Raw genomic sequence first — 12,594 nt, 5'->3', positions numbered from 1 at the left:
TCATGGAATTTTTCCGCATCAAAAAAGATATTCCGTTCATGCACTATGCGCCGGTGTTCAACGTCATCTCACTGATCACCTTCATCCTGGCCGCATTCTTTCTCTTTCACCGCGGACTGCACCTTTCCGTCGAATTCACCGGCGGCACGCTGATCGAGGTCAGCTACGAACAGGCGGCCGATCTGGAAAAAATCCGCACTGGCATGACCCGCGCCGGCTACAACGACGTTGCCGTGCAGAATTTCGGCTCCAGCCGCGACGTCATGATCCGCCTGCCGCTCAAGGAAGAACAGAACTCCGCCAAGATGGGCGAAGAAGTCATGAAGACGCTGAATGCAGAAGCCCCCGGCGCGACCTTGCAGCGCGTCGAATTCGTCGGCCCGCAGGTCGGCCGCGAACTGGCCGAAAGCGGCGCCATGGCGCTCCTTGTCGTCGTCATCGGCATCGTCAGCTACTTGGCCTTTCGTTTCGAGTGGCGCTTCTCCGTGGCGGCGATCGTCGCCAACCTACACGACATCATCATCATCCTGGGCTGTTTCGCCTTCTTCCAGTGGGAATTTTCGCTCTCCGTCCTGGCGGCCGTGCTCGCCGTGCTCGGCTACTCGGTCAATGAATCAGTTATCGTCTTTGACCGCGTGCGCGAAACCTTCACCAAGGTGCGCGGCCTGACGACGCCGCAAGCCATCAACCACGCCATCACCAGCACCATCTCGCGCACCGTCATCACCCACGGCAGCACGCAGGCGATGGTCCTGTCGATGTTCATTTTCGGCGGCGAAACCCTGCACAATTTCTCGCTGGCGCTGACCATCGGCATCTGCTTCGGCATTTACTCCTCGGTACTGGTCGCCAGCCCGCTGGCCATGTGGCTCGGCGTCAAGCGCGAGCACTTCATCAAGCCCAAAAAGGGCATTGAAGGCGCCAACTCGGAAGGCGCCGTCGTCTGAGCGGCGCCGGCAAGCGCCATTCCTCAAAAACGGCGGAGCCACCGCCAGTGCCTGCTGAGCCGGAGCCACCGCCGCCGCACCCCGGTTGATCGACAGCTAAACGCTCAAAAATTGCTTGCCGGAAGCCCGCGTCTTTTGGGCATTTCAGGCAGGGCGGTGCTGAAGCCCACGTCTTTTGGGCGTTTCAGGCAGGGTAGCGCTGGAACCCGCGTTAATCGGGCATTTGCGGGCAGGCGCTCCGGAAACCCTTATTCCACGCGGGTTCCCGGCCTGCCTGGCCGGAGAAGCCCGTTTTACGCGGGCTAGAGCGGTGACGATGAGGCGAAAGGCGGAGCGCCGAGCGCGGCAGGCACTGGAGAAAATGCGCGAGAAGCGTTGAGTACGCGCGGCAAATAGCCGCTGGATATAATGCGCCGTACCTTCATTCGCACAACACCGTGAATCAATTAAGGGAGACCAAACGATGAAAAAGTTTTTACTGGGCGTCTGTCTGCTCCTGTCTGCCACACTGGCGCTGGCGCAAATGCCCGAGGAAACATGGCAAGAGGTAAAGCAGGCGGCTTTGCAAGGGAATAGCGCACATGTCGAGCAATTGTTGCGCCCCTGGGCGGAACGTGGCGATGCCCGGGCGCAATACAACCTTGGTGTGATGTATAGCAATGGTCAAGGCATCGCGCAGAATTACGCCAAGGCACGAAAATGGTTCGAGAAAGCAGCTGCCCAAGGGCTGGCAGCAGCGCAATACAACCTTGGCTTTATGTATCACGATGGCCGAGGCGTCGCGCAGGATTACGCCAAGGCGCGAAAATGGTTCGAGAAAGCCGCTGCCCAAGGGCTGGCAGCGGCGCAATACAACCTTGGCTTTATGCATCACGATGGTCAAGGCATTGCGCAGGATTACGCCGAGGCACGAAAATGGTTCGAGAAAGCGGCTGCTCAGGGGTTTGCCCAGGCACAATACAACCTTGGCTTGATGTATTACCATGGTCAAGGTGTCGCCAAAGATTACGCTAAAGCGCGGGAATGGTTGGAGAAAGCGGCTGCCCAAGGGCTAGCAGCAGCGCAATACAACCTTGGCGTGATGTATCGCGATGGTCAAGGTGTTGTGCAGAATTATGTCAAGGCACGCGAATGGTTCGAGCAGGCGGCCGCTCAGGGGCATGCAGAGGCGCAGTACAACCTTGGTGTGATGTATTACCATGGCCAAGGCGTCGCCAAGGATTACGTCAAAGCGCGGGAATGGTGGGAAAAAACAGCCGCTCAGGGGAATGCGAGCGCACAATACAACCTTGGCGTGATGTATCGCGATGGTCAAGGCGTTGCGCAGGACTCCGCCAAGGCGCGGGAATGGCTCGAGAAAGCGGCAGCGCAGGGGGATGCCAAAGCACAATATAACCTTGGCCTGATGTATTACCATGGTCAAGGCGTCGCCAAGGATTTGTTCAAGGCGCGTGAATGGTATGAGCAGGTCGCTGCGCAGAGAGAAAATGCAGAAAATGCTGAAGTGGTGCGCAAAGCGCGGCAGATCCTGGAGCAAATACGTCAAGTGCGTTGAGTGCGCGGCGGGTTGAACGCCCGCAGTAATTGGCCACAACGACCGGCCGCAAGCCCACGTCTTTTGGGCATTTCAGACATGGCAGCGCCGCAAGCCCACGTCTTATGGGCGTTTCAAGCGGGTCAACGCTGAAACCCGCGTCAATCGGGCGTTTGCGGGCAGGTGCTCCGGGAACCCTTATTCCACGCGGGTTTCCGGCCTGCCTAGCTGGAGATACCCGTTTTACACGGGCTGGAGGGGTGATGATAGAGCAGTACGCCAAGCACGGCAGACGCTGAAGCCAATGTGCCAAGGGGGTTGAGAGAGTGCAGTAGCTGACAGCTGCGGGCTGAACGCCTACAGTGACTGGCCGCAACGACTGCCCGCTAGCCCACGTCCAGTGGGCATTTCATCCATACGCCCGCTGCCTGTGCCTGCTGCGCCAGCGCATATTCCTGAAGCACTGGGTCGCAACTCACCACAAGGCCGCTGCCTGCCCGCTAAGCGGAGACACCACCTCCGCACCCCGTTTGATCGACAGCTAAACACCCAAAGACCACCTGCCGGAACCCCGCGTCTTTTGGGCGTTTCCGGAGTGCCTGCCCGCTAAGCCGCGTCCAGTGGGCGTTTCAGCCATGCGGCTGTCGCTACCCTATCACCAGCCCTGCCGGCTATTTTCTCATTGCACGCTGTGTTCCGGCCCAGCCGTCTGCGCAACGCGCCGGGCAGGGGCGGATCATGCTAGCCAGATCAGCGTCGCCATACGCCCGGTGACACCGTCGCGCCGGTAGGAGAAAAACCGCTCGGCGTCGCTGACGGTACACAGCCCGCCGCCATAAATGCGCCGCACGCCCAGGCGCATCAGACGCTGGCGGGCCAGGCCGTAAATATCGGCCAGATATTTGCAGGCAAGGGGGGCATGCGGGCGATCGAACGCTTCGCCTGAATGCTGCGTGCCGGACGCCGCATTCGCCTCGCCGGGGGAAGCGGACATTGCGGCGCTGGCTAAATTTCTGACCGCTCTTTCGGCGTCCCGCTCGCCTTCTCCGGCAACGGCAATGGGCCGGAAAGCCGCATCCGCAGCGGCATCCGCCGCGACAAAGGCGGCCCGTACTTCCGCGCCCACTTCAAAGGCCTGCGGCCCGATCGCCGGCCCCAGCCAGGCGAGCAGCGCATCGCCCGGCGCGTTCATCGCCGCGACAGCCGCTTCCAGCACGCCGCCGAGCAGCCCGCGCCAGCCGGCATGGACGGCGGCAACCACACTGCCCGCCGCATCGCACAGCAGGACGGGCAGGCAATCGGCCGTCATCACGGCGCAGACGACGCCGCGCTGCCGGGCAAAGGCGGCGTCCGCTGCCGGTGCGTCTGCATTTTGTCCGCCGCTTGTGCGCGATTGCGCCGCCGCATCGACGACGCGCTGGCCGTGCACCTGTTGCAGCCAGCAGGGCTCACCGCCAATTTTTTCCGCCAGCCAGGCGCGGTTGGCGGCCACCGCAGCCGGGTCGTCGCCGACATGATCGCCGAGGTTGAAGCAGGCATAGGCGCCGCGACTCATGCCCCGCCCCGCTCCGCACAGGCGCGTGGTCGACACACAGCGCACGCGCGCCGGCGCCGGCCAGTCGGGAACGATGCCGATTTCGGCCAGTTCAGTCGAGGTCGGCATCATCGTCTTCACCGGTATCGTCGCCGCCATCCATTTCAGGGGAATCGCCGCGCACGTAGAAAATTTCCGGCCCATCCGCGAACGCTACCGCCATCTCTTCCTCCGTGCGCACGGCGGCTTCGGCCGCCTGCTGCCGCGCCTGCGCCACGAGCAAGGCCATGTCTTCGGGCAGCGCCGAGGTCCACGTCATCGTTTTGCCGCTCAGAGGGTGGATCAGCCCCAAACGGCGCGCATGCAGCGCCTGTCGCCCGAAAGCCGGGCCGGACGGCACGCGGCTGGCCCGCGTCCCATAGACCGGGTCGCCGACCAGGGCATGCCCGATCGATTCCAGATGCACGCGAATCTGGTGCGTGCGCCCGGTTTCCAGCGCGCATTCGAGCAGCGTGCAATCGACGAAGCGCTCGATAATCCGGTAATGCGTGCGCGCCGGCTTGCCGCCCGGCGTCACCGCCATGCGCGTACGCAGGCGCGGATGCCGGCCAATCGGCGCATCCACCGTGCCGTCGCCCGCCAGCATGCCGCGCGCCAGTGCGTAGTAATGGCGCCTGACCGTGCGCGCCTGCAATTGACGCACCAGATCCGTCTGCGCCGCCGGCGTGCGCGCCACCACCAACAACCCGCTGGTTTCTTTATCCAGCCGGTGGACGATGCCCGCGCGCGGCACCCGCTCAAGTTCCGGCGCATGGAAGAGCAGCGCGTTGAGCAGCGTGCCGCTCCAGTTGCCGTTGCCCGGATGCACGACCAGTCCGGCCGGTTTGTCGATCACCAGCAGGCATTCGTCTTCAAACACGACCTTCAGCGCGATGTTTTCCGGCATCGACGCCCGGCCGGCGACATCGAGGATTTCATCGACCTCGATTTGTTCGCCGCCCCATACCTTTGCCTTCGACTCACGCGCCGGCACGCCATCCACCTGCACGCGCCCAGCGCGAACCCAACCCTGCAAACGGCTGCGCGAATGTTGCGGACAAAGCTGCGCCAACGCCTGATCCAGCCGCAGGCCAGCGCAATCGGCCGGTATCTGCAAGGCAAGCGGGCCGTTTGCGCTATAATCGGCGACACTTTCCGCCGCCGTTCCCGGATGGTCGGGCGCACCCGGCGGCAACTCATTTTTTGGGGTTTTCATCATGCGTCGTAGTGTAGCGGTTATCGCCATGCTTTGCCTTGTTGCGCTTCAAACCGGCTGCGGTCTGTTGCCGGAGGTCAAGGATGAGACCATCGACTGGTCGGCCAACAGGCTTTATACCGAAGCCAAGGAGTCGCTCAATAGCGGCGATTACACCAACGCCATCAAATACTTTGAAAAACTCGAATCGCGCTACCCCTATGGCCGCTACGCCCAGCAGGCGCAACTCGAAATGGCCTATGCTTACTGGAAATCTCAGGAAATCCCCCAGGCCATCGCCGCCTGCGACCGCTTCATCAAACTGCATCCGAACCATGAACGGCTCGACTACGTTTATTACCTCAAGGGGCTGATCAATTTCAACGAAGACCTCGGCCTGCTCAGCAGCATCAGCCAGCAAGACATGACCGAGCGCGATCCCAAAGGCGCGCGCGAATCCTTCGATGCTTTCAAGGAACTCGTCACCCGTTTCCCGAACAGCAAATACACCCCCGACGCCACTTTGCGCATGAAGTACCTGGTCAATGCGCTGGCCAAGCTGGAAGTGCACGTCGCCCGTTACTACATGAAGCGCGGCGCCTACCTCGCCGCCGCCAACCGCGCCCAGTACGCCATCCAGAATTACCCGAACACCCCCATGATCGAGGAAGCGCTGTACATCACGATTCTGGCCTACGAACAACTGGGCATGAAAGATCTGCGCGACGACGCCGAGCGCGTCATGCGCCAGAATTACCCCAACAGCCGCTTCTACACGCAAGGGCTGCAATACAAAGACCCGTGGTGGAAGCTCTGGTGAGCGGCATACAGGGCATTCCCCAAAAGATGCCCTGATCCCCGCGTATTTAGGGCATCTCCGGGTACCCTACCCGCCAGCCCTTTATTTATAAGGGTTCCAGAGGCGCCTACCCGGAGCGCCTTTATCCATGCGGGTTTTGGAAGTGCCTGCCCGAAAACGCCCTATCCACACGGAGTTGCGGGCAGCCCTTTTTAAAAACCAGACAATCTATAGCGGCTCGACTTTGCCAAAAGACAAGGCGGCGAGCCGCTGGCAGTACGCCTAGTACGGCAAGGCGAGCCAACGTAGTATTTTGGCAAAGGAAGCCGCTATGGCTCGACTTTGCCAAAGACAAGGCGGTAAGCCGCAGACAGTACGCCTAGTACGGCAAGGCAAGGCCAACACAGCAACGCCGTATTTTGGCAAAGGAAGCCGCTATTTCAGAAAAGCGCGGGGCGGCTTGGCGGAAGCAAGGGCTTGATTGTTTGAGCGTAAGCGAGTTAATTAAGCCCGCCGCCAAGCAATCCGCGACAAGGAAAATCTGCGCCTCGGGGTCGCCTTTCTTTGCTGACTTTCTTTGGCGAGATAAAGAAAGAAGGTAGGAAAGTCAGCGGGGCGCGCTGCCGCTCAGCGCAACGGCATCAAGAAAAGCCTTGCGGGCGGAGCCAGCACTTACAGTCAAACAACCCTTTCAATCCTTGTTTTTAGGTTCTTTCGGGCACCTGCCCGCTAGCCCGCGTATTTAGGGCATCTCCGGAGGGAATGCTCTGAAACCCTTATAAATAGGGCGTTTCAGAGGTGCTTGCCCGAAAACGCCCTATCCACGCGGGTTCCAGAAGGGGTGCAGCCCTCGCTTACTCCGCCGTCCAAAGCAGGAGCGGCACGCCGTCTGCTTCGCCGTAGACGCAGGCCAGTTGCCCAAACGCATGCGCGAGCGCACGTGCCCGCGCGGCGTCGATCCCCAACAGCAGCAGGCCGGGTTCATCCGGCCAATCGCCGCCGTCGGCACAATTGCGCGCGTGGAAGCAATTCTGCCCCAACCGCCAGCCCGCCGCATGCACGTGCGCCAGTAAACACTGCTGCCGGCGCGCATTGTCGGCCGGCGTATGGCGCTGCGCTGCCGGATTACAGGCCGTGACGATCGCCCAGCGGCTGACGCCACGGTTTTTCAGAAAAGCGGCAAATGCCGTGTGGCGCTGATCAATGCGCAGGTCAAACACGCCGGCATCGGTGCTGACGCGGTAAGTTGTTGTCCGGAAAGCAGTGTCTTTGGCGGCGTCCTTGGCGGCATCTACGGTGCCCAGCGGCGCACTGGACTTAAGCGCTTTCATGATGGCTGCGGAGCGATAGAAGCGATGGGTGGGTGAAGATGGGTGGCGCTTGCGGGCGGCAGCCGTTCATTCACCTGTCGTTGCCTCGGCGTCCAGCCCCGGCAGATCGCCGAGGCGGCGCTGCGCTTCCGGTGCGGAAAGCGCTTCGACGCCGCGCAGCTTGCGCTCAATTTGGCGCGTGCGCACGCCCGCCGATTCGATGCTACGGGTAGCCTGTTCCAGCTTGCGCTGGGTCGCTTCGAGCACTTCGCCGAATTTGCCGAATTCGGTCTTGACAGCGCCCAGGACGGCCCAAACCTCGGACGAACGTTTTTCGATCGCCAGCGTGCGAAACCCCATTTGCAAACTGTTGAGCAATGCCGTCAGCGTCGTCGGCCCGGCCAGGCTGATGCGGAATTCGCGCTGCAAGGTTTCGGCCAGCCCGGGGCGACGCAGCGCTTCGGCGTACAGCCCTTCGGTGGGGAGGTAGAGCAAGGCGAAATCGGTGGTGTGCGGCGGTTCGACATATTTGTCGCGGATTTTTCGCGCCTCCTCGCGCAGGCGGGTTTCCAGCGCCTTGGCCGCCTGTTCGACGGCGGCAACATCGGCACGCTCCTGCGCGTCGACCAGGCGCTGATAATCCTCAACCGGAAACTTGGCATCGATAGGCAGCCAAACCGGCGCCGCCTCGCCGCCTGCCGCAGGCGCGCGGCCCGGCAGGCGGATGGCGAACTCGACGCGTTCGCCACTGCCGGGGCGCGTCATCACGTTTTTTTCGAACTGCCCGGCCGCCAGCACTTGCTCAAGCAGCGCTTCCAGCTGCACTTCTCCCCAGGCGCCGCGCGTCTTGACGTTGGTCAGCACTTTCTTCAGATCGCCCACACCGGCCGCCAGCGTCTGCATCTCGCCCAGCCCTTTATGCACCTGCTCCAGCCGGTCGCTGACCAGGCGAAAAGATTCGCCCAAACGCTGTTCGAGCGTTGCGTGCAGTTTTTCATCGACCGTCTTGCGCATGGCTTCCAGCTTGCTGGCGTTATCGGCCTGAATCGCCGCCAGGCGCGTTTCGACCGACTGGCGCAGCTGCTCGAAGCGCTGGTCATTGCTTTGCGTCAAACGCGATAACTGCTGCGCAAAGGCTTCGAGCTGCCCCCCCTGCAACTGACCCAGCTGGCCGACCTGCGCTGAGAGCGACTGCGCCAGACGCCCCAGCGCCTGCGTTTGCTCCTCGCGGTCGCCACGCGCCTGCTGCGCCGCTTCCTGCCGGTTCAGCGCCAATTCCTGGCGCAGTTCCGCTTCCAGATGCGCCAGCCCATCCTGCTGGGCGCGGATCTCACGGCTGAGGCGCTCCGTCACCTCACCGCGATTACGCCAGAGGAGGACGATCTGCAACAGCAGCAAAATCGCCATGCCCGTCAGCAAACCATACACGGCCCATTCCGCCGGATCACTCACCCTGTTTCTCCACGCTTACCGCGCGCATATCCATGCCTTTGCGCCTTTTTCTAGGCATTGCCGCGTATCTCTACGCATTCCCGGAAGTTCCGGAAGGGCATCATGACCACGGCTCGGTCGCATCCCGCCCATCCGCCCTATCCACCCCTCTGCCGCCTTGCGTCCGCGTTCATTTCAGTGAGAACTCGACACGGCCATTCCCCGCCGGTTTGTCCTTCTGTTTACCTTCATCGTCCGCTTTTTCCTCACGCTTGTCGGCTTCGTCTGTCTGGCTCTTTTCCTCATCCGCCTTCGTCTCCGCGCCAGTCTCCGGTCGGCCGCCCTCTTCCACCTTCACCGGCAGCAGGAAAATCCGTTCGGAATCTACGCCGTGCTCAATCAGCCAGTCCCGCACCCGTCTGGCGCGACGTTTGCCCAGATTTTGCAAGTCCTCGTCATCGACCGTGGTGTGGGCCAGCATCAGTTTTTCCATTTCCGCCACTGGCAGAGATTTGGTCAAGCCAATCATATTGCGCGGTTTAGGGAATTTCTCGGCGCGATAAACGCGCTCCAGCAGCGCCGGATATTCTTCAGCGCTGACTTCGACCGATGCAGTCTCTCCTTCGGTATCCTTTTCGCTGTCCTGCTGCTTCAGCGCCTCAACTTTGCGCTCGATACTGGCGCACTTGACTCCTTCGCGGTCGTTTTCCGGATCGACGACGGCGGTAATTTCCAGCTTGAGGGCAGGACGGTCGGCCAGCGCCTTGGCAAGATTTTCCAGACGCTTTTGCATCGTTTCGCTGATATTCGCGCGCCCCGGATCAAATGCCACCATCGACATCTCTTCGCCGCCGTCAAACAGCGATCCCAGCAGCGCGAAGGGGGACGTCACTGCCTTGGTTAGCAGATTGACAATGACCTTGACGACGAGACCGCCCACACTGAATTCCGGGTCGCTAAGCGTACCGGAAATCGGCAGGTCGAGATCAATTTCGCCCTTGCGGTTTTTCAGCAGTGACACGGCAAGCTTGACCGGCAGGCTGGTCGCGTCGGGACTGTCGGAGCGCGTGTCACCAAAGGTTAGCTGGTCGATGAAAACGCGGTTCTGCGCCTGAAGCTCGTCGTTTTCGATCTTGTAATTGACCGTCAGCGACAGCTTGCCTTTCTCGATGGCGTAACCCGCGTATTTGGCGGCATAGGTGGACAGCGAAGTCAGCTCGACGCCCTTGACCTCGGCCTGCAGGTCGAGATACGGCTTGGCCAGCAGCGGATTGATCTTGGCGCTGATCGTCAGCGGCGCAATGTTGTTGTAGCTGCCGCGCAATTCAAGACTGGCGATCGTTCCCGGTGTGGACGACAGCTGGGTCACATTACCGCCGACTTTTTTCAGATTGGCCGTGTAGTTCGGTTTGACAAAATTATCGGTAAAGCGCACGTTGCCGCCCTGCAAGGTGATTTTGTCGATACGGATGGGCGGCAGCGGCGCGGCATTGGCTGACTTGGCCGGGACGGGCGCGCTGGCCTCGCCTTCCCCTTTATTTTCGACCTTGTTGGCATTCGCCGCCGCATCCGCCTGCGCAGCAGCCACTTCCGGCGACGGAACAGGCGAAGCCGCAACGCCGTCCTGACGGACGATCTGCGTCAGATTCAAGCGTCCTTCCGGGCTGACAATCACGCGCGCGAAGAAGTCGGACAGGGCGATTTCGCCGACAGTGATGGACAAGGGTTTGAAATTCACGTCGACCTTGCCGAAGTAGAGCGACTTCCAGCGCAGGAAATCCTGAGAACTTATCTTATCCACGGCACGCAGATTACCCAGCGTCGCCTGCCCGGCAAACTTGCCTTCCAGCGCACTGCCACCGGCTTTACCGGCCGCTGCCTGCTTGTTTGCCGTTTGCCGCACTTGCAGAGTGCCATCAGCGGTCAGCTGTCCGCGCGTCAGCGCGATATTGAGCTGGCTGTCGAAATACGGCTGTAAGGGCAGCAGATCGAGCGATTTGATGATCAGGTTGAGGTCGGCCGCCGAATTGAACGGTTCGACCTTGCCATGCACGACGATCTCGCCCGCACCGTTGAGCCGGAAAAATGTTTTCAGCTCGGAAGGCTCGGCCCCCTTGCTATCCAGATGTTTCAGGTTCAGGTCGAAATCCCCAATCTGCGTCTTGATCGGCGTTCCGCGCGATTCGTCGAGCACGTGCACGAGACCGTTGGTCATATCCAGCTCACCGAGCGACCAGACGAGCGTCTGTGCCGGTGTGGAGGCTTTGCGCGACGCTTCGCTGGATGCCGTTTGACTCGTGCTGTCTGTCGTCGATGCCGTCGCCGGATCGGCATTCGCCGTACCTCCGGCTGCCGCTTCCGCACCGGCCTCACGCGGCGCGGTGGCTGCGACGCCCGCTGGCTGTCCGGTGCCGGAATCCGCGTCAGACGGCGCTTCCGTGCGAGTCTGAGCAGATGCCGCATCCGCCTGCGCCGGTATTTCCGCCGTTTGTGGCGCTGCCGTTGGGGTCTGGCGGGCGGCGGCAGCCTTGCCCTTCATGGCACGTTGCTTGGCCTGGCGCCGCGGCTTCTTCGCCGGCAGTTTTTTCGTGGGTTTCTCTGTCGCCTGCACCGCCTTTTGCGACGGCGTTGACGAGGCGGCCTGCAAGGTTGTCAGATTGAGCCTGCCCTGCGGATCGATACGAACGTTGACTTCGGGCGCATCGAGCGCGATGCGGTCAACGACGAAGTTCTGCGCCAGTACGTCCGATTTGCCCAGCGCAATATCGAGTTTCTTGAACTTGGCCAGTGCGCCACCGTCATTTTCCCGAATATCAAAATTCTTCAGTGACGCCGTTCCGGAAACCTGGAGCGAGGCTTTCTGACCATTGTGGAACACGATGCTCAACGCCGTATCCAGCGTCCCCGAAGCCAGCCGCACCGGCGGCTTGACCGGCGAATACACCAGGTAACCCGGCACCTTGACGCCCGACAGATCGAGCACCAGCTCGCTATCCATCGACTCGGTAAACGGTTTGCTCTTGCCCTTGGCCTGTAGGGCTGCGCCATTGACGACGGCGGAAAATGCCGGTTCGACGAAAGTCTGCACGGCATATTCCATGTTCGAGACAAAGGGCAGCGCCAGCGTGATATCGACCGCTTCATGTTTCTCGCCAACGACGCGATCGTCGAATACCAATTTACCGCCGCTGATCTGGATATTGTTCAGTGAAAAATTGAATTTGGAATCCTGTTCTTCTTCCGTCTTTGGTTTATTGGCGAACTCATCGACCAGATCGGAGAAATTGAAGCGGCCGCCTTTCAGCCGCACGATGCGCGCCTGGGGATTGACCAGTTGAATCTCGCTGAACACGATGCCGCCCTTGAACAATGAGGCGGCGTCGAGATCGGCATGGAAATGATCGAAACCGACAAAAACCTCCTCGCCTTCGCGCTCTTTGATCGACAGCCCGTCGACATCGAGCGTCATGGCAAACGGATTGACGCGGATATCCTCGATCGCCACCGGACGATGCAGTGCCTTGCTTGCCTGGCTAATCGCCACGGATTTGGCGACCGGCGGCAGCACAAAGAAACCCAGCAATGCAAAAACGGCAACCAGAATGACGAGCCAGACGGAATAGCGCAGCAGCCGGCGGGTACGGTACGCGTTGACCAGCGAAGACATTAGGGTTTGCCTGCGGGGTTGCTCATCCATGACATTCTCTCTGTTTTCAGTACTTATCGGGCGATCGTTCAACAATCCTCCGTTGAGGAATTTATCACAATCGATGCCGTCCTACCCGGCAGGCGCGGAAATATCGAC

Annotated in this window: 8 protein-coding genes; 3 read left to right on the top strand and 5 right to left on the bottom strand. The window is 60.9% G+C overall.

Annotated features, from left to right (window positions below; translation table 11 throughout):
• Positions 1-2 precede the first annotated feature (2 nt).
• Together secF and ABCS64_RS03435 are read left to right on the top strand one after the other, a co-directional pair.
• Positions 3-947, top strand: a complete 945-nt coding sequence (gene secF / locus ABCS64_RS03440) for a protein translocase subunit SecF (protein WP_418890526.1) — start codon at positions 3-5, stop codon at positions 945-947.
• Between the two features lie 463 nt (positions 948-1,410).
• A complete protein-coding gene (locus tag ABCS64_RS03435) occupies positions 1,411-2,502 on the top strand; it encodes an SEL1-like repeat protein (protein WP_418890525.1) in 1,092 nt (363 codons plus the stop codon).
• 715 nt (positions 2,503-3,217) lie between these two features.
• Here ABCS64_RS03435 and pgeF read toward each other — a convergent pair.
• Both pgeF and rluD read right to left on the bottom strand, forming a co-directional pair.
• On the bottom strand, positions 3,218-4,147 hold the full coding sequence (pgeF, locus tag ABCS64_RS03430; protein ID WP_418890524.1) for a peptidoglycan editing factor PgeF: 930 nt from the start codon (positions 4,145-4,147) through the stop codon (positions 3,218-3,220).
• Positions 4,128-5,300, bottom strand: coding sequence for a 23S rRNA pseudouridine(1911/1915/1917) synthase RluD (gene rluD, locus ABCS64_RS03425; protein WP_418890523.1), 1,173 nt, complete (start codon positions 5,298-5,300; stop codon positions 4,128-4,130). Before rluD ends, pgeF begins: the two co-directional genes overlap by 20 nt.
• On the opposite strand from rluD, the gene ABCS64_RS03420 reads away from it, so the two are divergent.
• On the top strand, positions 5,272-6,069 hold the full coding sequence (locus tag ABCS64_RS03420) for an outer membrane protein assembly factor BamD (protein WP_418890522.1): 798 nt from the start codon (positions 5,272-5,274) through the stop codon (positions 6,067-6,069). The two genes, rluD and ABCS64_RS03420, sit on opposite strands and share 29 nt — an antisense overlap.
• Before the next feature lie 833 nt (positions 6,070-6,902).
• Here ABCS64_RS03420 and ABCS64_RS03415 read toward each other — a convergent pair.
• From ABCS64_RS03415 to ABCS64_RS03405, 3 genes are all read right to left on the bottom strand, one after another.
• Positions 6,903-7,379 carry a DUF3293 domain-containing protein gene (locus tag ABCS64_RS03415; protein WP_418890521.1) on the bottom strand — a complete coding sequence of 159 codons (477 nt, stop codon included), beginning with the start codon at positions 7,377-7,379 and terminating at the stop codon, positions 6,903-6,905.
• A gap of 66 nt (positions 7,380-7,445) precedes the next feature.
• A complete protein-coding gene (locus tag ABCS64_RS03410) occupies positions 7,446-8,810 on the bottom strand; it encodes a DNA recombination protein RmuC (RefSeq protein WP_418890520.1) in 1,365 nt (454 codons plus the stop codon).
• Positions 8,811-8,979: 169 nt separating this feature from the next.
• A complete protein-coding gene (locus ABCS64_RS03405; RefSeq protein WP_418890519.1) occupies positions 8,980-12,486 on the bottom strand; it encodes a DUF748 domain-containing protein in 3,507 nt (1,168 codons plus the stop codon).
• Positions 12,487-12,594: the final 108 nt, after the last annotated feature.

The organism is Dentiradicibacter hellwigii (assembly GCF_041770905.1).
Taxonomy (GTDB): domain Bacteria; phylum Pseudomonadota; class Gammaproteobacteria; order Burkholderiales; family Rhodocyclaceae; genus Propionivibrio; species Propionivibrio hellwigii.
Note: the sequence above shows the minus strand (reverse complement) of the source record. Positions and strands in the feature narration are given on the sequence as shown.

What these genes read in the sequence shown, in the direction of transcription:
- secF (WP_418890526.1), top strand. Translation starts at nt 3, where the DNA reads ATGGAATTTTTCCGCATCAAAAAAGATATTCCGTTCATGCACTATGCG.
- ABCS64_RS03435 (WP_418890525.1), top strand. Translation starts at nt 1,411, where the DNA reads ATGAAAAAGTTTTTACTGGGCGTCTGTCTGCTCCTGTCTGCCACACTG.
- pgeF (WP_418890524.1), bottom strand. Translation starts at nt 4,147, where the DNA reads ATGATGCCGACCTCGACTGAACTGGCCGAAATCGGCATCGTTCCCGAC.
- ABCS64_RS03420 (WP_418890522.1), top strand. Translation starts at nt 5,272, where the DNA reads ATGCGTCGTAGTGTAGCGGTTATCGCCATGCTTTGCCTTGTTGCGCTT.
- rluD (WP_418890523.1), bottom strand. Translation starts at nt 5,300, where the DNA reads ATGGCGATAACCGCTACACTACGACGCATGATGAAAACCCCAAAAAAT.
- ABCS64_RS03415 (WP_418890521.1), bottom strand. Translation starts at nt 7,379, where the DNA reads ATGAAAGCGCTTAAGTCCAGTGCGCCGCTGGGCACCGTAGATGCCGCC.
- ABCS64_RS03405 (WP_418890519.1), bottom strand. Translation starts at nt 12,486, where the DNA reads ATGGATGAGCAACCCCGCAGGCAAACCCTAATGTCTTCGCTGGTCAAC.